22 protein-coding genes are annotated in these 26,787 nt (G+C 67.9%); 4 read left to right on the top strand and 18 right to left on the bottom strand.

Translation table 11 applies throughout. The annotated features are described in order from the left end of the window. Window positions 1–6 precede the first annotated feature (6 nt). Together CAL26_RS14850 and CAL26_RS14845 are read left to right on the top strand one after the other, a co-directional pair. Window positions 7–726, top strand: a complete 720-nt coding sequence (locus CAL26_RS14850) for a ribonuclease activity regulator RraA (protein WP_256988443.1) — start codon at window positions 7–9, stop codon at window positions 724–726. Between the two features lie 61 nt (window positions 727–787). Continuing rightward, a complete protein-coding gene (locus tag CAL26_RS14845) occupies window positions 788–1,777 on the top strand; it encodes a Bug family tripartite tricarboxylate transporter substrate binding protein (protein WP_094847650.1) in 990 nt (329 codons plus the stop codon). A gap of 49 nt (window positions 1,778–1,826) precedes the next feature. On the opposite strand, the gene CAL26_RS14840 is transcribed toward CAL26_RS14845, so the two are convergent. From CAL26_RS14840 to CAL26_RS14820, 5 genes are all read right to left on the bottom strand, one after another. Then, window positions 1,827–2,840 carry a proline racemase family protein gene (locus tag CAL26_RS14840; protein WP_094847649.1) on the bottom strand — a complete coding sequence of 338 codons (1,014 nt, stop codon included), beginning with the start codon at window positions 2,838–2,840 and terminating at the stop codon, window positions 1,827–1,829. Window positions 2,841–2,918: 78 nt separating this feature from the next. Next, entirely contained in the window at window positions 2,919–3,707 is a 789-nt protein-coding gene (locus tag CAL26_RS14835; RefSeq protein ID WP_094847648.1) for an ABC transporter permease, read from the bottom strand. Next, window positions 3,704–4,546, bottom strand: coding sequence for an ABC transporter permease (locus tag CAL26_RS14830; RefSeq protein WP_094847647.1), 843 nt, complete (start codon window positions 4,544–4,546; stop codon window positions 3,704–3,706). The genes CAL26_RS14835 and CAL26_RS14830 overlap by 4 nt, the downstream gene beginning before the upstream one ends. Beyond that, on the bottom strand, window positions 4,543–5,598 hold the full coding sequence (locus CAL26_RS14825; protein ID WP_094849888.1) for an ABC transporter ATP-binding protein: 1,056 nt from the start codon (window positions 5,596–5,598) through the stop codon (window positions 4,543–4,545). Before CAL26_RS14825 ends, CAL26_RS14830 begins: the two co-directional genes overlap by 4 nt. 39 nt (window positions 5,599–5,637) lie before the next feature. Beyond that, a complete protein-coding gene (locus CAL26_RS14820) occupies window positions 5,638–6,684 on the bottom strand; it encodes an ABC transporter substrate-binding protein (protein ID WP_094847646.1) in 1,047 nt (348 codons plus the stop codon). A gap of 127 nt (window positions 6,685–6,811) precedes the next feature. Between CAL26_RS14820 and CAL26_RS14815 the strand changes: the two genes are divergently transcribed. Beyond that, window positions 6,812–7,834: a GlxA family transcriptional regulator gene (locus CAL26_RS14815; protein WP_094847645.1), complete on the top strand. Its 1,023-nt coding sequence runs from the start codon at window positions 6,812–6,814 to the stop codon at window positions 7,832–7,834. Window positions 7,835–7,867: 33 nt separating this feature from the next. Here CAL26_RS14815 and CAL26_RS14810 read toward each other — a convergent pair whose 3' ends face one another. From CAL26_RS14810 to CAL26_RS14795, 4 genes are all read right to left on the bottom strand, one after another. Continuing rightward, entirely contained in the window at window positions 7,868–8,860 is a 993-nt protein-coding gene (locus CAL26_RS14810) for a Bug family tripartite tricarboxylate transporter substrate binding protein (protein WP_094847644.1), read from the bottom strand. A 93-nt stretch (window positions 8,861–8,953) separates the two neighbouring features. Beyond that, window positions 8,954–10,288, bottom strand: coding sequence for an NAD(P)/FAD-dependent oxidoreductase (locus CAL26_RS14805; protein WP_094847643.1), 1,335 nt, complete (start codon window positions 10,286–10,288; stop codon window positions 8,954–8,956). Between the two features lie 21 nt (window positions 10,289–10,309). After that, window positions 10,310–12,382, bottom strand: coding sequence for a hydantoinase B/oxoprolinase family protein (locus CAL26_RS14800; protein ID WP_094847642.1), 2,073 nt, complete (start codon window positions 12,380–12,382; stop codon window positions 10,310–10,312). Next, complete coding sequence (locus CAL26_RS14795; protein WP_094847641.1) at window positions 12,379–14,430, bottom strand: hydantoinase/oxoprolinase family protein; 2,052 nt, start codon at window positions 14,428–14,430, stop codon at window positions 12,379–12,381. Before CAL26_RS14795 ends, CAL26_RS14800 begins: the two co-directional genes overlap by 4 nt. 103 nt (window positions 14,431–14,533) lie before the next feature. Between CAL26_RS14795 and CAL26_RS14790 the strand changes: the two genes are divergently transcribed. Beyond that, complete coding sequence (locus CAL26_RS14790) at window positions 14,534–15,181, top strand: helix-turn-helix domain-containing protein (RefSeq protein ID WP_094847640.1); 648 nt, start codon at window positions 14,534–14,536, stop codon at window positions 15,179–15,181. 96 nt (window positions 15,182–15,277) lie between these two features. Here the strand turns inward: CAL26_RS14790 and CAL26_RS14785 are convergent, their stop codons facing one another. From CAL26_RS14785 to CAL26_RS14745, 9 genes are all read right to left on the bottom strand, one after another. Beyond that, entirely contained in the window at window positions 15,278–18,619 is a 3,342-nt protein-coding gene (locus CAL26_RS14785; RefSeq protein ID WP_143277436.1) for a hypothetical protein, read from the bottom strand. Window positions 18,620–18,808: 189 nt separating this feature from the next. Continuing rightward, window positions 18,809–19,843, bottom strand: a complete 1,035-nt coding sequence (locus CAL26_RS14780; protein WP_094847638.1) for an ABC transporter ATP-binding protein — start codon at window positions 19,841–19,843, stop codon at window positions 18,809–18,811. Beyond that, complete coding sequence (locus CAL26_RS14775) at window positions 19,840–20,832, bottom strand: ABC transporter ATP-binding protein (RefSeq protein ID WP_094847637.1); 993 nt, start codon at window positions 20,830–20,832, stop codon at window positions 19,840–19,842. Before CAL26_RS14775 ends, CAL26_RS14780 begins: the two co-directional genes overlap by 4 nt. Further along, entirely contained in the window at window positions 20,829–21,707 is an 879-nt protein-coding gene (locus CAL26_RS14770) for an ABC transporter permease (protein WP_094847636.1), read from the bottom strand. Before CAL26_RS14770 ends, CAL26_RS14775 begins: the two co-directional genes overlap by 4 nt. Next, the gene (locus CAL26_RS14765) at window positions 21,704–22,645 is read right to left on the bottom strand and encodes an ABC transporter permease (RefSeq protein WP_094847635.1); all 942 of its coding nucleotides are present in this window, start codon (window positions 22,643–22,645) and stop codon (window positions 21,704–21,706) included. The genes CAL26_RS14770 and CAL26_RS14765 overlap by 4 nt, the downstream gene beginning before the upstream one ends. Continuing rightward, on the bottom strand, window positions 22,642–23,892 hold the full coding sequence (locus tag CAL26_RS14760; RefSeq protein ID WP_094847634.1) for an NAD(P)/FAD-dependent oxidoreductase: 1,251 nt from the start codon (window positions 23,890–23,892) through the stop codon (window positions 22,642–22,644). The genes CAL26_RS14765 and CAL26_RS14760 overlap by 4 nt, the downstream gene beginning before the upstream one ends. Continuing rightward, window positions 23,889–25,289: an FAD/NAD(P)-dependent oxidoreductase gene (locus CAL26_RS14755; RefSeq protein WP_094847633.1), complete on the bottom strand. Its 1,401-nt coding sequence runs from the start codon at window positions 25,287–25,289 to the stop codon at window positions 23,889–23,891. Before CAL26_RS14755 ends, CAL26_RS14760 begins: the two co-directional genes overlap by 4 nt. Next, entirely contained in the window at window positions 25,286–25,582 is a 297-nt protein-coding gene (locus CAL26_RS14750; protein WP_094847632.1) for a (2Fe-2S)-binding protein, read from the bottom strand. Before CAL26_RS14750 ends, CAL26_RS14755 begins: the two co-directional genes overlap by 4 nt. Further along, window positions 25,563–26,711: an NAD(P)/FAD-dependent oxidoreductase gene (locus CAL26_RS14745; RefSeq protein WP_094847631.1), complete on the bottom strand. Its 1,149-nt coding sequence runs from the start codon at window positions 26,709–26,711 to the stop codon at window positions 25,563–25,565. The genes CAL26_RS14750 and CAL26_RS14745 overlap by 20 nt, the downstream gene beginning before the upstream one ends. Window positions 26,712–26,787: the final 76 nt, after the last annotated feature.

Below are 26,787 nucleotides of genomic sequence, written 5' to 3'. Positions count from 1 at the left end.
TACCTCGTGCCGCAACTCAACCCCGATACCAAGGCCAGGCTGGAGCAGGTCAGCACGGCCACGCTGTGCACGGCGCTGTTCAAGCGCGGCCTGCGCAACCAGTTCATCCAGAACGTGCATCCGCTGAACGGCGATCTGCCGAACATGGTGGGCTACGCCTTCACCCTGCGCTATATCCCGGCGCGCGAGGACCTGAACCACATCAAGGTGTTCGAGGATCGCACGCATCCGCAGCGCGTGGCCGTCGAGACCTGCCCGGAAGGCGCGGTGATGGTCATCGACAGCCGCAACGACGCACGCGCCGCTTCCGCCGGTTCCATCCTGGTGACGCGGCTGATGAAGCGCGGCGCAGCCGGCGTGGTCACCGATGGCGGTTTTCGCGATTCGCCGGAGATCGCCAGGATGGGCTTCCCGGCCTATCACCAGCGGCCGTCCGCGCCCACCAACCTGACCCTGCACCAGGCGCTGGACATCGACGTGCCGATCGGCTGCGGCGACGTGGCGGTGTTCCCGGGCGACGTGGTGGTGGGCGACGGTGAAGGCGTGGTGATCATCCCGGCGCACATCGCCGACGAGATCGCCGTCGAGGCCACCGAGATGACGGCGTTCGAGGATTTCGTCACGGAACGCGTGCGCGAGGGCGCTTCCACGCTGGGGCTGTATCCGCCCACCGATCCGGCGTCGCGTGAGGCCTTCGCCGAATGGCGCAAGGCGCGCGGGCGGTGAACCTATCCCATCGCTGAAGCAGCAGCCGAAAACAATACAAAACGACAGACAGGAGACAACGATGGCATTGCAACGACGCAAGGCGCTGGCCGCCTTGGCGGGCGCCGGCTTGCTGGCGACTTTTAACGTGACCGCGCAGGCCGCCGACTGGCCGCAGCAAAAGCCGATTTCCTATGTGGTGCCGTTCACGCCGGGCGGGTCGACGGACGTGGTGGGTCGCGTGATCGCGCAGAAGCTGTCCGAACGGCTGCACCAGTCGGTGGTCGTGGAGAACAAGCCGGGCGCCGCCGGCGCGATCGGCGCGGCCTATGTGGCGAAAGCGCCGCCGGATGGCTACACGCTCTTTGGCGGCACGATCAGCACGCACGCGATCAATCCCAGCCTGTACAAGAACCTGAGCTACGACCCGGTGAAGGACTTCGAACCGGTGTCGCTGGTGGCCACGCTGCCGAACGTGCTGCTGGTGGACCCGCATCTCAAGCTGAAATCCGTGGCGGACCTGATCGCGCTGCTGAAGAAGGATCCCGCCAAGCGGACCTTCGCGTCGTCGGGCGCCGGGACGTCGACCCACCTGACGGGCGAGCTCTTCGCCCAGACGATAGGGGTGCCGCTGACGCACATCCCCTACAAGGGCACGCCGCCCGCGATGGTGGATGTCTCGTCCGGCAACGTGACCTTCATGTTCGACCAGATGACGGCCGCCTTGCCGCTGCTGCAGCAGGGCAAGCTGCAACTGCTCGCGGTCACCACCGCCAAGCGCATCGCGCTGGCGCCGGACGTGCCCACGCTGCAGGAGGCCGGTGTACCCGGTTTCGACGTGTCTTCCTGGCAGGCGGTGTACGCGCCCAAGGGCACGCCCAAGGCCATCGTCGATCGCCTGTCCAAGGAAATCGCGGCCATCCTGAAGGAACCGGACGTGCAGGAAAAGCTCGGCAAGACCATGGGGATGGATCTGGTTGGCGGCTCGCCCGAACAACTGCGCGACCTGATGGCCACCGAAATCCCGCGCTGGGCCGAGGTCGTGAAGAAGTCGGGCGCGAAGGTGGAGTAGGCGGGCCGGATTCCCGCCCGCTTGCCCCCGATCCCTGCTTCCCTGATCCCTACTTGACGAGAAAGCCCGCGCCGACGGGGTCATCGCGGTCTATCGTCCAACGCGCCGTGCCCAGGATGCTGGCGGTGCCCTTGACGGTGGGACGCACGGCGCGGGTGCCGTTCAGGTCCACGGTGCCCAGCAGGCAGCCTTCGAAGGTGCCGCTGCCCAGCAGGCCTTCGGACAGGATGGGCTGGTTCAGGCCCATTTTCCCGCGCGCTTCGAACATCGCCATCATCGCGCTGGTGCCGGTGCCGCCGGGGGAGCGGTCCAGCTGCCCCTGGCTGAACACGTGCACGTTCTTGTAGAAGGCCCCGGGGATGGTGGCCGGATGCCAGAACGTGATGTAGTTCAGGTTGTTGATATGCGGCTGCGTCGGATGCTGGATGCGATGCTTCGCGTTCAGCTGGTCACGCACCGCCAGTCCCAGGCGTGACAGTTCGCTGCCGTTTTCCGGCGAGATGCGCAGCTTGCTTTCCGTCAGGTCGACGATGCCGAAGTAATTGCCGCCCCACACGATGTCGGCCTTCAGTTCGCCGTAGCCCGGCACGGTCACGGGCAGGTCCTGCGCGGCCACGTAGGCCGGCACGTTCTCGAAGCGCGTCCACAGCACGTCGTCGCCTTCGGACTTCACTTCCGCCACCACCAGGCCGGCCGTGGTCTCGAAGCGGATGCGCGTCAGGCCATCGTCGCCGCGCTTGACCAGGCCCAGGGCCACCATCGCCATGGCGACGGCGATCGTGCCGTGGCCGCACATGTGCGAGTACTCGGTGCCGTCGATATAGATCAGGCCGGCATCGACATCGGGCGACGACGGCGGCGTCAGGAACACGCCGAACATATCGCGATGCCCGCGCGGCTCGCGCATCAGGGCCTTGCGCAGCCAGTCGTAGTTGGCTTCCAGGAAGGCGCGCTTGTCCAGGATGCTGGATCCGGCGGGATAGGGAATGCCGCTATGGATGATGCACAGCGGTTCACCTTCGGTATGGGTATAGATGACATCGAACACGTCTTGCTTGCGCATGACTGATACTCCCGGCTTCAAGGAAAGGGATGGGTAAGTGAAAAGGCGTAGCGTCGCGGGCGCGGCGGCCCGCGGGTATCAGCGGGGTTCGGACAGCATGTCCAGCCCCACGGTCAGGTCCAGGATCACGATGGCCAGGAAGGCCGCGACGATGGTCGCGCCGGATACGGCGGCGATGGTCGGATCGATGGTGTATTGCACGTAATTGAACAGCTTCACGGGTATCGTGTTCAGGTCCGCCGTGGTATTGAAGATCGACAGCTCCACGTTGATGAACGACGAGATGAAGGCGAAGATCGCGCCCGTGACCAGGCCGGGCCGGATCTGCGGCAGCAGCACCAGGAAGAAGGTCTGCAGCGGGCCGGCGCCCAGATCCGCCGAGGCTTCTTCCAGCGCGCGCTGTTCGGGCGTCAGCATCGCCAGCACGCTGCGCATCACGAAGGGCAGCACGATGACGGTATGGCCGACCAGCAGGGCCGTGAAGCTGCGGGTCAGGCCGATCGACGAGCCGAACTGCAGCAGCGCCGCGCCCAGCACCACATGCGGCAGCACCAGCGGCGACATGAGCAGCGCGGATATCGCGCCCTTGCCGGGAAAATCGTAGCGCGCGACGGCCAGGGCGGACGGGATCGCCAGCGCGATGGCCACGGCGGTGGCGGCGCAGGCCAGCATGGCGCTGGTGAAGAACGCCGACAGATAGCTGGGGTCGCCCAGGAACTGGCGGTACCACTGCAACGTCCAGCCTTGCGGCGGAAAGGCCAGATAGGACGTGGCGGTGAAGGAAGCGCCCAGGATCACCGCCAGCGGCAGCACCATATAGGCCAGCAGGAGCCAGGACAGCAGGCGTATTCCGATCCGCGCGATCATCGCGTACTCCTTGCGGGTTGGCCGACGCGGCCGGCCAGGGCTACCAGCACCAGCGAAAGCACCAGCAGCACCACGCTCAGGGCGCCGCCCTGGTGGACGTTGAACACGCTGCTGTACTGCTGGAAGATCAGCACCGACAGCACGGTGACGCGTCCGCCCGACAGCAGCGCCGGCGTCACGTAGGCGCTGACCGCCAGGGTGAAGGCCATGATCGCGCCGGCGGCGACACCGGGCAGGGTCAGCGGCAGCGTCACGTGCAGGAAGGTCTGCCAGGGCGTGGCGCCCAGGTCGGAAGAAGCCTGCTCCAGGCCCGGATCGATGCGCGCCAGCGTATTGCCCACGGCCAGCACGACGAAGGGCAGCAGGATGTACACCATGCCGATCAGGATGCCCAGTTCGGTGCCCAGGAAGCGCATGGGTCGGTCGATCAGCCCCAGGCCCTGCAGGGTATCGTTGACGATGCCGTTGCGGCCCAGCATGACCATCCAGCCGAAGGAGCGCACGATGTTGCTGGTGAACAGCGGCACCACCAGAATGATCACGCAGATGCGGCGCCAGTGGCGCCAGCGCACCAGCCGCACCAGGTACCACGCCAGCGGATAACCCAGCAGCAGGCAGACCAGCGTGCTGCCCACGCCGATGCGGAACGTGGTGGCGATGACGTCCCAATGGTAGGCGTCGGCCAGCACGTTGACGTAGTAGGCCAGGGTGAAGCCGCCGCGCGCGGGATCGAAGACGCTGGCCAGCACGACGACGCACAGCGGCGCGACGAAGAAGGCCGCGAACAGCGCCAGCGGGACGCAGAGCAGGGCGGCGGGCGTGCGCAGCGAGCCGGTCATGGCTGCTCCGCGATCAGGTGGACGCGCGCGGGATCGAAGCTCCAGGTGCGGATGCCGCCGGCCGCCAGGCCCGGGCAGTCGCCCGGCAGACGGGCCTGCAGCACCTGGCCGCCGGCGTCGCCCAGGACGGACGTATGGCTGCCCACGCGGATGACGTCGGTGACGGTGGCCTGGAACCGTACGTGGCCGGCGGGCGTATCGACGCCATCGGTGACGTGCAGATCCTCCGGCCGCAGGACGGCGGTGCCGCGGGCGGGTGCCAGGGGCATCGGCGCCGCCAGGCCAGCCAGCGATTGCAACGCGATGCCGTCCGCGACGCGGGTGAACGGCAGCAGGTTGGCGTCGCCGATGAACTCCGCGACGAAGCGGGTCGCCGGCGCCCGATAGATCTCAGGCCCGGTGCCGACCTGTTCGATGCGGCCGGCGTTCATGACGACGATACGGTCGGCCATGGTCATGGCCTCTTCCTGGTCGTGCGTCACGAAGACGAAGGAGATCCCCAACTGCTCCTGCAGATGCTTCAATTCCAGCTGCATGCGCCGCCGCAGCTTCAGGTCCAGCGCCGACAGCGGCTCGTCCAGCAACAGCAGCCTGGGCGCGTTGACGATGGCGCGCGCCAGCGCCACGCGCTGCTGCTGCCCGCCGGACATTTCGCGCGGATAGCGGGCATCCATGCCGGCCAGGCCCACCATCTCCAGGGCCTGGCGCGCGCGCTGCGCCGCTTCGGCCCGGCCCGTGCCGCGTCGCCGCGGGCCGTACGACACGTTGTCCAGCACGGTCATGTGCGGGAACAGCGCGTAATTCTGGAACACGGTATTCAGAGGCCGCCGATGCGCGGGCAGCCGGCTGACGTCCTGGCCGTCGATCAGGATGCCGCCCGCGTCGGGCGCCAGGAATCCGGCGATCGTGCGCAGCAGCGTCGTCTTGCCGCAGCCGCTGGGACCGAGCAGGGCGATGAATTCGCCCTGCCGCACCTGCAGGTCGATATCGTCCAGCGCGGCATGGCCGCCGAAACGCTTGCGTACGCCACGGATGTCCAGCAGGACCGGCATCTTGGTTTCCCCGTTCTTGTGCAAAACGTCTGCTCCGGATCAGCGCTTGCGGGCGACCTGGCGGTTCCACGCGTCGGTGATTTCAGCGCGGCGCGCGTTGACCTCGTTCCAGTCCAGCAGCTGCAGGTCCTTCACCGAGCCTTTTTCGCCCCAGGGCAGCTTGCGCGCGGCTTCGGGCGGCAACTGCACGCCTTGCACCGACGGGCCCAGGTAGAGACGCGTCGCCAGGCATTGCGATGCCTCGGCGGTCAGCGCCGTATCGATGAATTTCTGCGCGGCGGCCTTGTGAGGCGTGCCCTTGACCAGGTGCAGCCGCGCGTCGGTGGCCCATACGCCTTCCTGCGGCACGGCGAAGCCGATCGGCAGTTTCTTGTCGATCAGGTCCCAGGCGCCGACGTTGAAGTGCGCGCCGATGACGGCTTCGCCCGACTGGAAGGCGTTGGTGGCCGCGCCCGAGCTGTCGAACAGCAGGGCGGTATCCAGCGCCGCCAGGCGCTTGTAGACCGGCTCCAGGTTGGACGGATCGACGCCCCACACCTTGGCCATGAACAGGATGAAGGGCACGCCGGACGAGTTGGACGGCGACGGGATCACGATGGCGCCGGCGTATTCCGGCTTCCACAGGTCCTTCCAGGTCTTGGGCGGCGTGCTGATTTCCTTGGTGTTGTAGGTCAGGCCCAGCGAGTAGTAGCCCGTGCCGACCGCATAGGTGGCGCCCTGGCCGCCGTAGATGGCCTGCGGCAGCAGGTGTTTCATGTTGGGAATGGCGGCCGGGTCCAGCGTGTCCAGCACGCCGGCGGCCTGCGCCAGTTCGCTGATGCCGCCGTCCATCCAGGCCACGTCGATGGTCGGCGCGTTCTTCTGCTGCTGCAGCTTGGACAGCGTCGTGGTGGAGGTGCCGATCTCGGGCGTGACCGCGACGCCGGTCGCCTTGGTGTACGGATCGGCGACGCAGGCCTTGAAGGCGTCGCCCCAGTTGCCGCCGTACCAGGCCACGGTGATGCGTTCGGCGGCCGCGGCGGGCTGCGTCATGAAGGCGGCGGCGATGGCGCCGGCGAGCAGGGCGTTGCGGATCTGTCGTGCCATGGCGATTTCCCTTGGAGTGGTGCCCGGGCGGGCCGGAGCTTTTGTGTGTCGGTGTCCGGAATAGTGCGCCCCTAGGGGCAAACCGGGATTGAAATGTCTGGTCAGAAACTTGAATAATTGCGTCATCATGCCAGCTCCAACCTGCGATTCCTCCCTGGACGCCGTGCCGCCTGCGGGTAAACCAGAACTCTCCGTGGGCCTGGTCCTGCTCGACCAGTTCACGCTGGCGGCGTTTTCCGGCTTCGTCGACGCATTGAGGCTGGCGGGCGACCATGGCGGCAAGAGCCGGCGCATCCACACCACCTGGCGCGTGATGAGCTGGGACGGCCTGCCGCGCTCGGCCAGCGCCGGCCTGTCGCTGGCGGTGGACGGCGGCCTGGTCGACGACCTGTCGGGCCTGGATTACGTGGCGATCTGCGGCGGCAACGATTATCCGAACGTCAACCTGCCGCCGGTGCTGCAGCAGTGGATCCGCCGCGTGGCGGACAGCCCGGTGCGCATGCTGGGTATCTGCACGGGTACGTTCGCGCTGGCGCAGGCCGGGGTGCTGGGCGCGCGCAGCGTGTGCGTGCACTGGAACGTGCTGGACGCCTTCCGTGCGCGCTTTCCCGGCGTGCGCGCCGCCGTGGACCGGCTGTTCATCGACGAAGGCGACCTGATCACCTGCGCCGGCTCGACGGCCGCCATCGACCTGGCGCTTTATCTGGTGGAGCGCCACTGCGGACGCGACAAGGCGCAACAGGCCGTGCGGCACATGATGCTGCAAGGCATGCGGCCGTCACGCGTGCCGCAGGCGCATTTCTATTCCGACGTATCGGACATCGGCGACCTGCGGGTGCGGCAGGCGGCGCATTTCATCGAGCAGCGCATCGACGATCCGCCATCGCTGGACGCGATCGCGCGTTATGTGGGCGTTGGACGGCGACAGCTCGAGCGGGCCTTCCAGCAGGCGCTGGGCCTCAGCCCCATGGTGTTCCAGCGCAACCTGCGGCTGCAGTACAGCCGTTGGCTGCTGGAAAACAGCCGGCTGCCGGTCACGCAGGTGGCGCTGGATTGCGGCTTCGCCGACGGCGCGCACTTCTCGCGCGAGTTCCGCGGGCGCTTCGGCATGACGCCGCGCGAGTACAAGCAGCAGGCAGCGCGCGCCTGAGCGGCGCGACGCCTGGCGCGACAGCGCTCGGCCTCAGGACGGAACGATGCCCGCGGCCTCCACGTAGCCTTTCCAGCGCGCCTTGTCCGCCTTGACGAAGGCGTCGATTTCCTTGGGCGTCGCGGGTGGGTAGGTCAGGAAGCCCTGTTCCCGATAGGTCTTCTGGACGATGGGCTTGTCTATGGTCTTCTGGAATTCCTGGTTCAGGAAGTCGACGACGTCCGTCGGCGTCTTGCGCGGCGCGAACACGGCGTGCCAGGTGACGATTTCGTAGTCGCTCTTGACCACGCTGGCGATGGTGGGCAGGTTGGGGGCCCAGGGCAGCGGTTCGTTGCTGGACACGGCCAGCGCCACCAGCTTGCCGGACTTGACCAGCGGATCCACCACGGACCATGCGTCGATGTGGAACGTGTTCCGGCCCGCCGCCAGGTCCGACATGGCCGTCATGTCCTTGTAGGGCACGTGCAGCACGCCGGTGGCGCCTATCTTCCGCGTGAAGATGGTGCCCGCGATATGGCTGGACGTGCCGATGCCGTAGGAGCTGAAGCTGCAGTCCTTCTGGTGCTTGCGCAGGTACTCGACGAACTCGTGCGCGTCCTTGATGCCCAGGCCCGCGTTGGCCACCAGCACCAGCGGCAGCTTCGCCGTGCGCGAGACCGCGGCGAAATCGTTGTCCGGGTCGAAGGGCAGTGTCTTGTAGACGTAGGGGTTGATGCAGAAAGGCGTTGCCGTCGAATACAGCAGCGTCGCGCCATCGGGCCGGGAGACCGCGACCTGCCGGGTGCCGATATTGCCGGCGGCGCCGGGCTTGTCCTCGACGATGAACTTGCCGCCCAGGCGCTCGCTCACGTCATTCACCAGCAGCCGGGCGATCACGTCCGTGCTGCCGCCGGCCCCGTAGGGCACGATGACGGTGACCGGGCCGCCGGGATAGCCGCCGGGCTGCGCCAGGGCGTAGCGGGGCAGGGCGGCTGCCCCGCACAGGCCGGTCAGGACTTTCAAGGCATTGCGACGCTGCATATTCATGGATTTACTCCAATAGTTGTGGTCGCGTCCGATCCCTTATTCACGGTTCCCGGCGGGCAGCCGGGTTCCGCATCGGACGGTGCAAGGCAAGTGTCAGCGCGCCTTCCAGTGTTCGTAGGCGTCGCGTGCCTGGTACCAGCTGCCGATGGCGAACAGGAACCAGGTATTGCCGAAATAGAACGGGTGCCCGGGAATTTCTCCCATATCGAAAGCATTGATCGGATTGCCGGACGCTTCGGCGATCTTGCGGCCGACGCTGTGGCCCAGGTAGCTCATCATAGCGATTCCGCTGCCGTTGCAGCCCAGCGCGTAGTGCAAGCCGTCGGCGCCGCCGATATGCGGCATCGAATCCAGCGTCATGGCGACATTGCCGCCCCAGCTGTGGGTGATGCGCGTGCCCGCCAGTTGCGGAAAGCGCTTCAGCATCGCGCGGTGAAGCAGGCGCGCGGTGGTTTCCTCGCCGGTCGGGGTGAAGCGGGCGCGCCCGCCGAACAGCAGGCGCCGGCCGTCCGGCGACAGGCGATAGTGGTTGACCACCCGGCGCGATTCGGAAACGGCGCGGTTGGTGGGCAGGATATCGGCCGCCAGATCGGGCGGCAGCTCCTCGGTGGCGATCATGTAGGTGGCTATGGGCACGACCTTGCGGCGCAGGTCGCCCACTTCCGGACCGGTGTAGCCGTTGGTCGCGATCACCACCTGTTGCGCGCGCACGGTGCCGCGCGCCGTGCGCACGTCGTAGCCGTCGCCGGTACGGGCGATGCCCGATACCGGCGTGTTGCCATGGATGCGCGCGCCGGCGTGGCGCGCCGCCGCCAGCATGCCGCCATAGAGTTGCGCGGGATGCAGATGGCCCGCGTGCTCGATCAGCGCCGCGCCATGGTAGACGTCGGAGCCGATTTCGGCATGCAGCTGTTCGCGCGGGACCATGCGGGCATGCGAATCGGTGCAGGCATTGAGCTGGTCGATGCGCGCCTGCCAGGCCTCGTAGTGCTGCGGCAGCCACATCGTGGTCAGGCGGCCGGTCTTCTGCCAGCCGCACTGGATGCCATGCCGCTCGATCAGCGATTCGACATAGCGCATCGACGCGGAGGCGTCGCGCAGGCGGGCCGCCAGCCGCGCTTCGCGCTGTTCCGGGCTTTCGCCGACGGCGGCGAGCGCCTTCTTCTGTACATTGACGCCGCCGGACATCTGTCCGCCGGATCGCGTGCTGGCCCCGTGGCCGGGCCGGCCGGCTTCCAGCACCACGGCGTCGATGCCGGCTTCGCGCAGCGTCAGCGCGCAGCAGATTCCGGTGTAGCCCCCGCCGACGATGACGACGTCGGCGCGCGCGGGCAGGGCGTCGTCGCCGGGATCCGGCGGTTCATAGGCCTCCCACCAGTAAGGGCGGCGTTGGAAGTCGGGCGCGAAGATATCCGTGGTGCTGGGCATGGCGGTCCGCGTATCCCGTCGTCAGGCCGCCGCCTTGGCGGGGATGGTTTCCAGCGCGGGCAGCTCGGCGTAACGTTCGCTGAGCTGGCGGTATATCCGCTCGATGTCGGCCGCGCCGCCGTCCCGGGGCGGCTCGGTGCCGGCCAGCGCGGCGAACATCTGGTGCTTGACGAAATGGCGCCAGCTGATCGGCAGCGCGGCCATGATGCGCGTCATGGCGTCGTAGCGGGCGCTGGTCCAGATGCTTTCGAAGCGGGAACGGCCCGGACCATAGTCGAAATGATCGGCGGGCGCGGCGCCGGCCTTGCCGCTCGCGTTCGGCGCGCGTTCGGCGCCTGCACGTGCTGGCGTGGGCGGGCTGCTCGCGCCCCCCCGCAGTTCGCGGGTGGCGGCCTCGTCGACGGTCAGGTCGTCGCGGATCGCTACGCCATAGGCCTCGCGGGCGCGTCGCGGCGACACGAAGCCGGAACGCACGTCCTCCAGCACTTTTTCGACGGGGCGGTCGAACGGATTGCCGTAGCCGCCCCCGGCCGGGCCTTCCAGGCGGATGACGTCGCCCGGGGCGCAGTTGACCAGGTCGCTGTTGCGCAACTCCTCGGCCGCCGGCGTATCGGGATTCTTGATGAAGCGCGAATTGGCGCCGGCCTTGCCGCCGACCACGCCCCAGGCGGCAAGCTCGGAACGGTTGCGGTTGCGCGCCGTGACCACGCCGTTGGGCGCCAGCACCTTGAATTCCATCGTCGCGGCGTTGCCGCCGCGCAGCCGGCCGGCGCCGCCCGTGTCGGGTACCAGGCCGTAGCGGATGATCTCGATGGGGACTTCGGCTTCGTTGATTTCCACCGGCGTGTTTTTCAGGAAGGCGTTGTTGGCGCCGCAGCCTTCGACGCCATCGTATTCCGGGCCGCCGCCGGCGCCGCCGCCGCAGGGGCCGATGGACGACAGCACCTGACGGCCGCCACGCGTGGTGGTCTTCACGTTCAGCAGCGTGGAGCCGCCGGCGGGGCAGGCGGGCAGGCGTTCCGGCAACGCGCGGTTGAAGACGCCGAAGGTGCAGGCCTGGATCACCGCCGCCGTCAGGCTGCGCATGCCCACGGCCGCGGGAGCCACCGGATTGACGATGGAGCCCTCCGGCAGCACGGCGCGCATGGGCCGCACCGAGCCGGCGTTCAGCACATTGCGCGGCGCCAGGGTGTGCATCACGTAGATCAGGCCGACGGTGATGACGGAATGATGGCCGTCGCCGCCGGTCGGCACGTTCAGCGACGACGCCACCTGAGGATCGCTGCCTGTGAAGTCCAGTTCCAGTTCGTCGCCGCGCACGCGCAGCGTGATGTGGATGCGGCAGGGATAGCCGTTCACCGAGTCTTCGTCGGCGAACTCGGAAAACGCGTAGTCGCCGTCGGGGATGTCGCGGATCAGCGCGCGCGTCTGCTGCTCGGCGTAGTCCAGGATGGCTTCGGCGCCCTGCATGAATTCCTCGACGCCGAAGCGGTCGATGATTTCGTGCACCTTGCGTTCGCCCACGGTCAGCGCGGCGATCTGCGCGTTCAGGTCGCCGTGGTTCTGGTCCGGCATGCGCACGTTGACCTGCATGATGCGCAGCAGTTTTTCGTCGAGGACGCCATCGCGCATCAGCAGCATGGGTGGAATGCGCAGGCCTTCCTGGTGCACCTCGGTCAGCGTGCGGGACAGGGACGCGGGCACCGCGCCGCCCATGTCGGTATTGTGGATGTGGCTGCCGACGAAGCACACCAGCCGGCCGTCGCGGAACACCGGCTTCCATACGTGCATGTCGGGCGTATGGGTGGCGACGTAGCCGCTGTAGGGGTCGTTGGTCAGGTAGATGTCGCCTTCGCGGTAATCGTCGAACATCTGGATCACGCGGCCGTAGTCCAGGCCGGTGTACCAGGTGGCGCCGAAGGTCTTGGGCGAGGCGAAGGTCTTGCCCGCCGGCGTCATCAGCTGCGCGGAGAAGTCCTCGGTTTCCTTGACGAAGGTGGAGTACGCCGTGCGCATCAGGGTATAGCCCATGGCCTCGGCGGCGGCGGTGCAGTGGTTGGCCAGGACCTGCAGGCGGAAGTTATCCACGGTCATGATGCGTCTCCTTCGAAAGCGATGCGCAGATTGGCATATTCATCGACATGGCATACGTGGCCGGCGGGGATGACGGTGGTGCAATCGTCCTGCGTGACGATGGCCGGTCCGTCGAACCGGTGCCCGGCGGCGAGCGCGCCGCGGCTGTACAGGTCCACGTCCTGGAAACCGCCGTCCAGCCAGACGCGCACTTTGCGGTCGGCCTTGGGCGTGCCGGGCCGCGGCTCGTGGCGGGGGAAGCGCGGCTTGTCGCTGTTGCCCGAGATCACCACGCGCAGGCTGACGACCTGCACCGGGGCCTGTTCGTCGGCGTGGCCGTACAACTGCCGGTGCGCGTCGTGGAAGGCCCGCGCGACCGCCTGGATGTCGGCGCTTTCGATGTGCGCGGGATCCAGGACGGTATCGATTTCGTAGGATTGCCCGCGATAGCGCATTTCGGCGGAGTACACGTATTCCGCGCCGTCGACGTGGCCTTGCTCGTGGCGCAGCCATTGCTGGGCGCGCTCGCGCAGCGTGGCGAATTCCTGCCGCACGCTTTGCAGGTTGTCCGGCGTCAGGTCGGCGTAGACGGTTTTCAGGAAGTCGCTCTTCAAGTCGGCGATCAGGCCGCCCAGCGCGCTGAGCGTGCCGGGCGAGGGCGGGACGACGATTTCCTTGACCTTGATCTCCCGCGCCAGGAAGCATCCCAGCATGGGGCCGGCGCCGCCGAAGGCCAGCACGGCGTATTCGCGCGGGTCTATGCCATAGCGCGACACCAGGCCGCTGACCTCCGTATACATGCCCGACACGGCGATCTGGATGATGGCCTCGGCGGTTTCCTCGATGCCGCGGCCCAGTTGGCCGGCCAGTTCGCCGACGGCCTTGCGCGCGGCTTCGACGTCGACTTCGACGGCCTTGTAGCCCAGGTCGGAATGGCCGACGAAGCCGCAGCAGACGAAGGCGTCCGTGATGGTGGCCCGCGTGCCGCCGCGGCGATAGCAGGCGGGGCCGGGGCGGGAACCGGCGCTTTCAGGACCCACTTTCAACACGCCCAGCGGATCGACCCAGGCGATGGAGCCGCCGCCTTCGCCGACGGACGACACGGAAACCGAGGGGATGTAGATCTGGAAGTCGCCGATCAGCTCGCCGACGCCGTACTGCGGCTTGCCGTCGATGATCACGGCGATGTCCGCGCTGGTGCCGCCGATGTCCAGGCTCAGGCAGCGCGGGATGCCGGCGGTGGCCGCGACGTGGCTGGCGCCGATCACGCCGGCGGCGGTGCCGGACAGGATCATCTGCACGCAGTCGCGCTTGCCTTGTTCGGCGGTCATCACGCCGCCGTTGGACTTGGTCAGGCGCGGTTCCGGCTGCACGCCGGCGTTCTTCAGCGCGGCTTGGAGCGAGCCCAGGTAATGCGCGACGCGCGGCTGGACGTAGCCGCCGATGACGGCCGTGATGGTGCGTTCGTATTCGCGGATGATGGGCCAGGTTTCGCTGGAGCAGGACACCGGCAGCTCCGGCGCGATGGCCGCGACGATGTCCCGCACGCGCTGTTCGTGCGCGGGATTGCGGTAGGCGTGCAGGAGCGATATGACGATGCCTTCGGCACCGGCGTCCCGCGCCGCCCGCACCGCGCGCTCGACGCTGGCTTCGTCCAGCGGCTTGCGAACCGAACCGTCGGGCGCCATGCGCTCGGCGATGCCGAAGACCATGCTGCGCTTGATCAGGGGTTCGGGCCGCCGCGACAGCAGGTGGTACATGTCCGGCGTCTTCAGCCGCGCCAGTTCCAGCACGTCGCAGAAGTTCTCGGTGGCGAACAGCGCCAGTTTCAGCCCCTTGCGCTGGATGACGGTGTTGATGCCGACCGTGGTCCCGTGGGTGAAGTAGCTGATCTGCGCCGGCTGGATGCCGTAGCGCTCGCCCAGCATGCGCACCCCGGCGATGACTTCCTCGCCCGGCTGGTCCGGGCGGGAAAAGACTTTGAGACTTTTGATGTCGCCCGTGTCTTCGTCGAACACGGCGAAGTCGGTAAAAGAGCCGCCGATGTCGACGCCTACTCTGTAGCCCATGCTGCCCCCGGTCTGTGTTGCGGAACGCCCAGCCGCTTGCGGGATACCCGGAAGCCAGGCTAGAATGTTCACTAGATGAACAACAATTTCATGTAGTGGTCAAATGAATGATAATAGGTCGGTCCAGAGGTGTCTAGCCATCCTGCGTGGTTTTCGCGGCGGACCCGGGCAATCCCTAACCGCCTTGTCCAAGGCGGTCGACTTGCCGCATTCCACCGTGCTGCGTCTGTTGAACACGCTGCAGGGAGAGGGCTATGTACGCAAGGAGGGCACGCTGTGGTCGCTGACTCCGCAGCTGCTGGAGATCGGCTTCGCCGCGCTGGCCAACACGGGCGTCAATGAGTTCATCCAGTCATCGCTGCAGGCGCTGGCCAACCGCTGCAATGGCACCGTCAACATCGGCGAGAAGGGCCGCGACGAGGTCATCATCATCGCCCGCGCCAGTTCGGATTCGGAGCGGCGCAAGATCGTCGTGGTGAATCTGCGCGTCGGCAACTCGATGCCCGATACCAGCGCGCTCTATCGGGCGCTGGACATGGCCGAGGACGCATGGGCGATCGCACGGTACACGGATCGCAAGGTCACGACGCTCGCCATCCCGCTGTTCACGGGCCAGGCGCGCAGCCTGTCGCTGGGACTGTCCGTGAACGATGACGAATACCCGCTGGACAAGGTTGAAACCGACCTGCTCGCTATCCTGAGGGCCGAGCGCGAGCAGGTCCGGCGCCTGATGCGCCTGGGCGACGTGTGAGCCTGCCGCTTTTAGACGGCTGTTTTTTGCCGTGGGCGCCGGCGCGGCGACTCGTGGGAGCGTCGGTTTGAAGTGACAGGAATCCCGGCTGGCTCGCTACCTGGCATAGGTGACTTCGATCGACGGTCCCAGCGCGTGCGCGGTGACGGAACTGCCGTCCCCCTCCACGACAAGCACGCGCAAGCCATCGGGAAGAAGTTCCCCGAGCGCGGGCGTTTCCTTCGGTACTGCGTCGGGGTCATTCAGAATATCGCCCTTGGTGTTCATCACGGTGTATTTGTCGCGAGGCAACCTGGACATCTCGACGGACTCACTCGCGCCCATGGCGGGAGCATCATCGGCGATGCGCAGTTTCAGGTGCTCCATATCGCTGGGCAATGGCGGAAGGTCATCGGCGGTGCGCAGGGTAATTTCAAGATAGGGGCTGGTCAGCTGCGGATTTCGCACGGGTTGCCCTCGGATCAATCGCTTCAGGTCTTCTTCCGGCGTGCCCCCGAGCAGCTTGGTTTTCTGGGTCTGGAGCCGCAAGCCGTCGATGAGCCGTTGCCGGTTGTCGCGATATGGCAGCCTCTGGACGTGCGTGTCGTTGATGTGCCGTTCTGCCGGGATCGACTCATCGCTGGCCCATTGACCCCATAGGTCATCCAGGTCTTTGCGCAGCCGCACCTTGCCGTCCGCGAGCGCGCGGCCTACAGGATCGCTGCGCAGTGCCAGCGTGCCGCCGGAACTGTCGTGGCGGGACAGGCGTGTCATCTTGTCGTAGATCTTGGCCAATTCATCTGTCGCCGCATCAAGGACCGCTTCCGACGGAGCGCCGGACAGCGTCGCCGGGTCGATGGCCCAGTACTTCGTTGTGCTGAGCGCCTGCGAGACCTTGTCAGGAACGCCTTTCAAGCCCGGCTGCCGGAAGGCGACCTGCGGTGTTTCGCCGACGTATTTGCGCCATGCGGTCAAGGCCCGCAGGATGGCGTCGCCGCGCGGTGTGTTGCCGATGCGCATCAGCAGCAGCGCAACCCAGGCGCGCTGTTTCTCGGTGGCACCGCCGGCGATATTCCTCCACATGGTTTCCATGAACTGGTAACGGTCCTGATTGCTGGGGCTCAATCCCGCCGTGGCGGCCCTACCGCCGGTGCTGGTCTCGGCCTTGCCCGCGGCGGCGCCGGTCCGTGCCGTCCGCGGACCGCCGCCTTTCAGCTGGGGGGGATCCGGACGTCGCCACATTCCCGACCGCGAGTCATGCACCAGGCGATATGCGACGACGTCGGGCGGCACGTCGTCGGGCGGCGCCGCGCGCCAGATGCGGCGGTCAGCAGTGGAGGTGGCAGCGTCCGCCACGACCTGCATATAGTCCTCGCCGATGCGCACGTAATGTACGTCGCCCAGCAATGCGGTGCCATCGGCGCCCGTAGGTCGGGTGGCGAGCGCCAGCAATGTATCGGGCGCGCTGACGCGGTAGCGCCGCAAGGCATCCAGGGGGAGCGTTTCATGCAGCACGCCGGTGCCATCCGTCAGCAGCACCGCGCCCACCCGCTGGCCGGAGGCATCGAAGCGGGTATAGGCGCGTCCATCGCCGCCATAGGGCAGCAGCTCGAGTCCGGCACCGTTCTGGCTGCGCGCCTTGACAATGGGCGTGGGCCTGATGGCGTCCGCCGCGGCAGTTGGGTCGATGGGCGTTTTGACGATCTTCCACGTGCCCGCCGGCAACGCGGCGCCGCGTGTCCGTGCGGCCATGCCGCGCAAATCCGAGGCAAGCCGGGGGGAGGCGGATCGAATCGCCATGGCTACCCGGTCCAGATCCAAGGGCCGCAAGCCCGCCCTGATGTGCGTGCTTGCGCCTTTCAAAACCGCCTTGATGCTCTCGCGCAGTGTTGGCGCCGTATGCGTCACGGCCCGCAGCCCTATGGTGGCGCCCTGGCTGGCCACCTTGGCGACCTTGACCGCCTTGGCGGCCCATCTTATCCCGGAGATGACCGACGGCAGGAGGTCCGCCACAGTCAGTGCGCCGTGCAGGACGGCCGACCGCCAATCGCCGTCGCGGATCGCCTTCGCGACGTTCCAGCCGGGAATCATGTCGAGCAGCATCTCTGTCCCTATCTCCGTCGCGGTCTGGCCGCGCGCGGCCTGCCGCTGGCGTTCAGCCTCTTTGCGGAAAGCGGAAGGCAGCCATTTCGCCATCGCGGCGTGCGGTCCCGCGCCGGTTTCCTCCATGATCACGCGCGATTTGATGCCGCGGACGCCGGGTGTGGCGTGAGAGGCGAACAGGTCTGCCTGATTCTGGCTTATCCAGCGCACCGGATCGTCATGCGCGGCGAGCGTGCGCAGCGTACCGTTCGCCGCGATATAGAGATGACGGGGCGGCGCGCCTTCGAACCGGCACGTCACGAAAAACCCCGAGGCGGGGATTTCGCTATGCGGCTTGTCGTACGTCGAGTAGGTGTGGTTGTAGACCTGGGCCTCTTCCGCGTAATACTGCAGCTTGGGGCGCGACACCGCTACATTGGCCGCATGGAGGTCAACGTGATGATCCCGTTCATATGCCGACAGCCGGGACCGCAGCCATTGCGAGCAGAGTGCGGCCGTCCGAGCCGTGCGGGCATCGAACTGCTTGCCGAATTCCGCGTCCAGCGAGGCGGGCAGTCGCGCGAGGATGCGCCGCACGTCGTCGGCCGTGGGTCTGCCACCGCCTAGCAGCCGCATTTTTGCGATAACGTCCGCGCTCAGCGCATCGTGGTCGAAGTAGTACTCGGCAGCCTTGCTGTTGACGATGAGCGGTGGCGTGAAGGCGGCGATCCCTTCATATGCGTAAGGTGTGTCCGAGCCGGCCAGGTAGGCCTGGGGATCGATGCCGGCTTCGCGCAGCAAAGCGTCCGCGAGCTCCTTGCGCGTCAAGGGCGGCGGGGCTTGAGCAAGGTCGAGCGCCACGTTGCTCAGCTCTATTTCCTGTTTGAACGCGGATTCCAGGAAGGCGCTGATCTGCTCAGCGATACGATCGCCATCACCTGTGTCCAGGTCCGCGTTGTCCAGCTTGCCGGCGCCGCGCGCCATGCCGATGAGCAGGGGCAGATGCTGGGCGTTCCCCGACAGGAGGTGGTCCCGCATGGTTTCCTCGGCCAGCGCGATGTATTCCTCCGTTCGGTATTGCCCCGGGTCGAGCCCGAGCGCGGCTGCTACTTGCCTGCCAAGCTGGAACAACATCTGTTGATGACCATCGGGTGGAGCGTGTTGCGCGGCGGGCTTGTGCTTTAGCGCCGAAGCAGGGCTGGCGGGCCGGACGGACTCCGGAATTCTGGAGAACTCGAAGGCGCTGCGCGAGGCTTCTTCCTGAATCGATCCGTTCCCGGCTCGCTGTGGCGCAGTCGATGCGTGGGGATTTGACGGGATGCCTGTACTGAAGTCCGCCGCGTCCGTGCGGGCGGCGGCAATGCTGATGTTGCTCAAGGGGAATACCACTCCAATCTGCTGGTAAGCCGTGCGCGGTCCGACCGTTGCGCGAATCGATACGGGCCGCCACCGACAGGCGCCTTAGTACGCGAGGCCTGGCGGGAGCTCCCGGAGATTCGATGTATCAGACCGAACCGCGGTCTTCCAGCGATATGGGCGTGGTGTAACGACAACCCGGATACCGATCTATTCTTCGGTAAGCGGGTAAAAGCATGCGACGCGGCGGCCATCGCCGCTGGCGCGTTGTTCCAGTTCGGGAATGCGGGCGGCGCAGTCCGGCCGTGCCTGCGCGCAGCGCGGGTGGAAGGTACAGCCGGGCGGCAGCCGGGTCGGGGATGGGATCTCGCCGGTGATCTTCGCCAATGCGATACGGGCCCGCGGATCGGGCACCGGCGATGAATCGCGCAGCATGCGGCTGTAGGGATGCCGGGGCGCGTCCAGTACCTGCCGCGTGGGGCCCTGTTCGATGATGCGGCCCAGGTACATCACGCAGACGGTGTCGCAGAAATGGCGCACGACGCCCAGGTCGTGCGAGACGAAAACGAAGGACAAGCCGCGCTCGCGTTTCAGGCGTTCCAGCAGCTGCAGGATCTGCGCCTGCACCGATACGTCCAGCGCGGACACCGGTTCATCGGCGACGATCAATTGCGGGTCCAGCACCAGCGCCCGCGCGATACCGACGCGCTGGCGCTGGCCGCCGGAAAACTCGTGCGGATAGCGATCCAGCGCGGATAGCGGCAGGCCCACTTCCTGGATGGTCTGCGATATCTTGGCCTCGATGCGCGCCGCGTCGCCCATGCCGTGCACGTACAGCGGCTCGGACAGCGCCTGGCGTACGGTGCGGCGCGGGTTCAGCGATGCATAGGGATCCTGGAAGACGATCTGCATGCGCTGGCGCAGCGCGCGCATCTGCGCGCCGGTGGCCGCGCCCACGTCCTGGCCGTCGAAGTGAATGTCCCCCGCGTCGCGTTCGATCAGGCGCAGCAGCAGGCGCGCCACCGTCGATTTGCCGCAGCCCGATTCGCCGACCAGGCCCAGCGACTGGCCTCGGCCCACATCGAAGGACACGCCGTTGACCGCATGGACGGTCTGCTTGCGGCCGCCCAGCAGGCCGCCGCCGCTGTGGAAATGCTTGACCAGGCCGCGCACCTGAAGCAGCGGGGCGTCGTCGGTCCCGACGGCATCCCTGCCGTCCCGCACGGGGAGATCGATGTCGTTCATGATTGTCCTTCCGATGGCGCGCGCACCAGGCAGCGCACCTGATGCGCGCCCTCTACCGTTGCCAATGTCGGGCGCGTGGCCTCGCAGCGCGCCTGTTTCAGCGGGCAGCGCGGCGCGTAGGCGCAACCCGCCGGAATGCCGGTGATGGGCGGCACGCTGCCCGGGATGGGGTCGAGCGCGTCGGCATCGGCGTCGACGCGCGGCATGGCGCGCAGCAGGGCCTCGGTATAGGGATGGGTGGGATGGGCGAACAGGGTGTCGACGTCGGCGGTTTCGACGACCTCGCCGGCGTACATGACGGCCACGCGGTCGGCGATCTGCGCCACCACGCCCAGGTTGTGGGTGATGAAGACCACCGCCATGCCGCGCGCCGTCTTCAGGTCGGCCAGCAGGCTCAGGATCTGCGCCTGGATGGTGACGTCCAGCGCCGTGGTGGGTTCGTCGGCCAGCAGCACCTTGGGCTTGCAGGCCAACGCCATGGCGATCATTACGCGCTGGCGCATGCCGCCGGAGAACTGGTGCGGGTAGTCGTCGTAGCGGCTGGCCGCCGCGGGAATCTTGACTTCCTCCAGCGCCTGCAAGGCAACGTCGCGCGCCTCGCGCCAGGAAATGCGGCGATGCTGGCGGACGGCTTCGGCGATCTGGTCGCCGACCGTCATCGTCGGATTCAGCGACGTCATCGGTTCCTGGAAGATCATGGCGATGGCGTCGCCGCGCAGGCGCGCCATGTCCTTTTCCGGCAGGGCCGACAGATCCTTGCCTTCCAGCAGCACCTGCCCGCCGCCGTGGCGCGCGCCGGTGGACGGCAGCAGGCGCAGGATGGACAGCGCGGTCACGCTCTTGCCGCTGCCCGATTCGCCCACCACCGCCAGCGTTTCGTTCCTGTTCACCGACAGGGAAACGTCGCGCACGGCGGCATGCCAGGCGCCGCCTATGCGGAATTCCGTGCGCAGGCCGCGCAGCTCCAATACGGCGTCCGTGGTGGTCATGAGTGCTCCGAGCGCAGCTTGGGGTCGATGGCGTCGCGCAGCGCGTCGCCCAGCAGGTTCAGGGCCAGCACCGTGAGCAGGATCGCGATGCTGGGGAATACGGTCAGCCACCAGGCATCCAGGATGTTCTCGAAGCCTTCGCGGATCATGCCGCCCCAGGTGGCGGCGGGTGGCGGCACGCCCAGGCCGATGAAGCTCAGCGAGGCCTCGGTGCGGATGGCCGACGCCATCCACAGGGAGCCCAGCACCACGACGTCGGAAATCATGTTCGGCAGGATGTGCACGCCCATCAAGCGCAGCGGTCCATAGCCCAGCGCGCGTCCCGCCTCGACGAAGTCGCGCTGCTTCAAGGCGATGGTCGGCGCGCGCGCCACCCGCACGAAGGGGGCGATTTCCGTGATGGCGATGGCGATGATCAGGTTTTCCAGGCTGGCGCCCAGCATGGCCGCCACCATCAGGCCCAGCAGCAGCGTGGGAAAGGACAGCAGCACGTCGACCAGGCCCATGATGAACTGGTCGACCAGGCCGCCGACATAACCGGCCAGGATGCCCAGCGACGCGCCGATGCTCATGGCGATCAGGATGGCGACGAAGCCCACCAGCAGGGACACGCGGGCGCCGTAGATCAGGCGCGACAGCACGTCGCGGCCGTAGCTGTCGGTGCCCAGCCAGAACTCCGCCGACGGCGGTTCCAGCCGATAGGCGATGTTCTGCTGCAGCGGGTCGTGCGGCGCCAGCCAGGGCGCCAGTATCGCCACCAGCGCGATCAGTACGAGCAGGCCTATGCCTACCCACGACAGGCGGTTGCGGCGCAGGGCCAGCCATAGCGCGTTGGGGCGCGCGGCGGTCGGAGCAGGTGCGGTGACGGCGCTCATTTGTATTTCACCCGGGGGTCGACCATCCCGTACACCAGGTCGGTCAGCAGATTGACGAAAATGACGCAGGCCGCGAACACCACCATCAGGCCTTGCAGCAGCGTGTAGTCGCGCGTGTTCAGCGCGCCCAGGATCAGCTTGCCCAGGCCCGGCCGGTTGAAGACGATTTCCGTCAGCACCGAGTTGCCGATCAGTGTGCCGAAGTAGAGGCCGACGACGGTGACGATGGGGATCAGCGCGTTGCGCAGTCCATGGCGCAGCACCAGGCGCAGCGGGCGCACGCCCTTGGCGCGCGCGGTGCGCACATAGTCCTCGCCCATCACGCCCAGCATGGACGAGCGCGTGACGCGCATGACGTAGGCGGTCATGATCAACCCAAGGTTGAAGGCCGGCAGCACCAGTCCGCGCAGCTGCGCGGTCCAGTCGCCGGCGACCGTGCTGCCAATCACCGGGAACCATTGCAGCTGGATGGAAAAGGCCAGCAGCATCAGGATGGCCGAGACGAAGGCCGGAAAGGACAGGCCCGTCAGCGAGAGCACCCGGCCCAGGTAATCGGGCCAGGCGTTGCGCCGCAGCGCCGCCCAGATGCCCAGCGGCAGGCCGAAGACGACGCCGATCAGGATGGACGCCGCCGTCAGCTGCAGCGTCCACGGCAGCACCAGCGCGACTTCCTGCAGCACGGTGCGGCCGCTGGCCATGGACACGCCGAAATTGCCCGACAGCATGTCGCGCAGGAAGTGCAGGTATTGCATCTGCACGGGCAGGTTCAGGCCCAACCGCTCGCGCAGCGCGGCCAGCGCCGCGGCGCTGGCCTGGTCGCCCAGCATGACCGCCGCCGGATCGCCCGGCACCAGCCGCACCAGGACGAATACCGCCGTCAGCATGGCCAGCAGGGTGGGGATCGCCAGCAGCAGGCGTTTGACGGCATAGCGCATCATGATGGGGCTCCCTGTACCGTGCTTTGCGCTGCGCTCTGGGTGGGCGCGGGCACCTTTTCCGGCGCGGGCCTGGGCGCGTCGACGACCCAGGGCGTGCCGGCATCCTTGGGCGCGTCGGGCATCAGGCGGCGCGCGTCCAGGTTCTGGATCGCGCGGGCCGTCTTGCCGGTCAGCACCAGGTCAGCCAGCGCCGCGCCGACCACGGGCACCAGCTCGAAGCCGTGGCCGGAATAGCCGAAGGCATGGAATACGCCCGGCGCGCCGGGCGATGGACAGACCACCGGAAGCAGGTCTTCCGTCTTGGCCTCCAGGCCGGCCCAGACCCGCACGATGCGTATGTCACGCACCGCGGGGAACAGGTCGGTGGACGCTTTCGCGCCCTTGGCCAGCACGCCCATGCGCGCGGTGGAGGTTTCCTTGTCCAGGTCCGGTATGCCCTGCAGCCCGCCGCCGATCACCAGCGTGCCCTGGTCGGACTGCTTGAAGGACAGCGAGCGGCCCATGATGGAGACGACCGGCTTGATGAAGGGCCGCAGGCGTTCGCTGACCATCATCATCGAAGACTTGGTCGCCAGCGGGATGTCATCGCCGACCAGTGCCGCCATGCGCGCGCCCCAGGCGCCGGCCGCATTGACGATCGCCGGCGCCGTCCATGTCCGCGCCGCACCGTCCGGACCAGCGTCGCCAACCACGCGCCAGTCCGCGCCTTGCCGCTCGATGGCGACGACGCCGCAGTGCTCGACCAGTTCGACGCCCGCCTGCATGGCGCTGCGGCGAAACGCGCGCAGCGCGCGATGCGGATCGGCGGCGCCGTCGCGCCGGGCGATGGACGCGCCGACGCAATGGGTGCTGAGTTCCGGCAGGATGCGCCGCAACTCGCCCGGGCCGATGAGTTCCTCATGTGTGTAGCCGGCCGCGCGCAGGCCGTCCACCCGCGTTTGCAACTTGGCCAGCGCGTCCGCATGTTCGGCCACGCAAACCTGGCCGTTGGCGTGGAAGCCGCAGTCGTCGCCGACCAGGCCGGCCATGCCGTGCCACATGTCCATGGCTTCCAGCGACAGGTCCAGCTCGCGCAGGTCGCGATTCAAGGTGCGCACGCCGGCCGCGGTGGCGCCGGACGCATGCCGGCCGACCCAGTGCTTTTCCACCACCACTACGCGCGCGCCCCGGCGCGCCAGGTGCATGGCGGCCGACAGGCCGTGCAGGCCGCCGCCGATGACGATCGCGTCGTAGACTCGATTGCTCATTTGGCGGCGTCCCCGGTGTCCAGGCTGGCGAGTTCGCCCAGCGTCAGTGGCTTGAGCGGCGGGCGGATGCGGTAGAAACCGACTTCCGCCACGGGACGCTGCTGCTTCTCGGCCAGGATGTGCGCGATGGTGTAGCCGCATTGGCGGCCCTGGCAGGGGCCCATGCCGGCGCGGGTGAACGATTTGATCTGGTTGGGGCCGGGCTGGCCCAGTTCGGCCGCCTTGCGGATATCGCCCGCCGTCAGTTCCTCGCAGCGGCAGACGATGGTGTCGTCCGACGGCGAGAACACGCCGGGCCGGGGCGGATACATGGCGTCGAGCATGGGGCGCAGGCGCAGCATCTCGGCCAGCGCGCCGCGCAGGGGCGCGGCCGCCAGTTCGGCCTCCGGCTGGCTCAGCTTGCCCGCGCCCAGCAGCATGCCCACCGCGCTCAGCTGGCCGCGCGCGGTGGCCGCGGTGGCGCCGCCGATGCCGGCCCCGTCGCCGGCCACGTAGACACCCTGGCGGCTGGTCTGCCCCCAGGCATCGAGGACCGGCGCCAGGCAGGCCTGCTGTTCGTTCCAGGCGAGCTTGCATTCCAGCGCGCGGGCCATGTGGATGGACGGCACGACGCCTTCGTGCGCCAGCAGCACCTGGGCATCCTCGCGCACGGTGCGGCCGTTCCGGGTCACGTATTCGATCTGCTGCAGCCGGCCGTCGCCCAGCGCGCGGAAGCCGCGCACGCCGCGCAGGCGGCGCACGCCGGCCTGGCGCAGCTCGCGCAGCCAGCGCAGGCCCTTGCCGATCTCGCCCGCGCGGCGCAGCGCGTCGGCCAGGTAAGGCAGGGCGCGGCGGAAGCCATCCGGCGGCGACGTATCCAGCCAGCCGGCGATGCGGCCGCCGGCACGCAGCAGCTGCGCCATGTACAGCAGGACCAACGGGCCGCTGCCCACCACCCAGACCGGTTGCGCGGGCACCTGGCGCGCGGTCTTCAGCAGGATCTGCGCGGCGCCCACCGTCAGCACGCCGGGCAGCGTCCAGCCGGGAAAGGGGTTGGGACGTTCCTGCGCGCCGGTCGCCAGCAGTATCTGTCGGGCACGCACCACTTCGGCTTGGCCCGCGCGCGTCATGTAGACATGCCAGTCGGGTTCGATCTGCCAGACCTGGGTGCCGGGTTCGTAGACCGCGCCGCAGCGGCGGAAGGACTCCGCCAGCGGCGCGCCGGCGCGGTATTCGTCGCCCAGCAAGTCGCCCATGGGCGTGGCGGCCACGGTTTCGACGGCGCGCCAGATCTGTCCGCCGGGGGCGGGCTGTTCGTCCACCACCAGCACGTTCATGCCATGCGCGCGCAGGCGGATGGCGGCGCTCATGCCGGCGGGGCCGGCGCCGACGATCACTGCATCGAATTCACGGATCATGGCAGCACGCTCCGCTTGCCGAACTGGCGTTCTACCCGCATGCCTTCCTGGACCGTGACCAGACAGGTTTGGGTGGAGGCCACGCCGTCGACGATGGCCAGGCAGTCGAAGCACACGCCCATCATGCAGTAGGGCGCGCGCGGGCTTTCCTTGACGGGCGTGGTGCGCGTGGCGGCGGTATCCTGCCGCAGCAGCACCGCGGCAAGGGATTCGCCGGGCTCGGCGGACACGGCCGCGCCGTCTATGTAGACCGTCAGCGCCTGCGCGCCGGGTTCATGCAGCTTGCGAAACATCGAAGCGCTCATGGTGAAAAGCATCCAGAGTGGCCGGCAGCGCGCCGTGATCCAGGGCACGGGCCAGGGGCCCGGCATGGAAAGACGCCAGCGTGACGCCGGAATGACAAAGCGCGGTCCACGCGCCGGAATACTGGGCCGACCCGGCATACACCGGGCGGCCGTCGGGAGTCATGACGCGCAGACAGGACCACTGCCGCACCAGGCGCGCGGCGGCCAGGTCGGGCAGCACGCGCAGGGCCTTGCGAGTCATGCGCGCGGCGGCGTCGGTGGTGGTGTTGAGGTCGTAGCCGACTTCTTCCTGGGTGACGCCTATCATCACCGTGCCTTCGCCGGTCTGGCGCACGCCGCTGGCGGGCAGCGGCAGCATCGGCGCCAGGCGTTCGGTGACCAGGAGCTGCCCGCGCTGCGGCCGCAGGGGAACGTCCAGGCCGACCATGCCGCCCAGCGCGGCGGAGCCCAGGCCCGCGGCGATGACGACGTTGGCGGCCTCGTAGCGTTCGGGGGCGGCGCCGTCGCGTCCGGTGGCCGCCAGCACGGCGAAGCCGCCGCCCGCCTGCGGTTCGATGGCCGTCACCGGGCGCCGGCTGTACAGCAGGCCGCCCCGGCGCAGATAGGCCGACTGCAGGGCCGCCAGCAGGCGCAGCGGATTGACGTGCGCATCGCGGTCGCAGAAGCTGGCGCCGGACACGTCGCGGCCCAGCCGCAGCGTGGGAAAGCGGCGTGTGAGTTCGCCGGCGTCCAGCATTTCGATGGAGGCGGGCAGTTCGGGCGTATTGGCGTCCCATTGCCGCATGCGCGCGGCGCGATCCTCGAATTCGTTCTGGCCCAGGCAGAAATGCAGTCCGCCGCGATTCTCGTACTGCAGCGTCATGCCGGTTTCGCGCTCCAGGTCGCGCGCGAAGTCCGGCCACAGCCGGCCGGCCTCATGCGACAGGCGCTGGTACGGGATATTGCCGTAGCCCTTGCCCTGGACCCATACCAGGCCGAAGTTGGCCTTGGCCGCGCGGTAGTCGGTATCCGCGCCGTCGAGCATCAGCACGCGGCGGCCCAGACCGGCCAAGCCCATGGCGATGGCCGATCCGACCATGCCGGCGCCGGCGACGATGAAGTCGTAGCTGCGATTCATGCGCGATCTCCGGAACGATGCGGCGGGAGTGCGGTTAAGCTATAACCTGCGACAGGCATTGGCGGCATGGATTTCT

It is taken from the genome of Bordetella genomosp. 9, from assembly GCF_002261425.1.
Taxonomy (GTDB): Bacteria; Pseudomonadota; Gammaproteobacteria; order Burkholderiales; family Burkholderiaceae_B; genus Bordetella_C.
The sequence above is the reverse complement of the archived record's forward strand: the minus strand, read 5'-3'. Positions and strand labels throughout refer to the sequence as shown.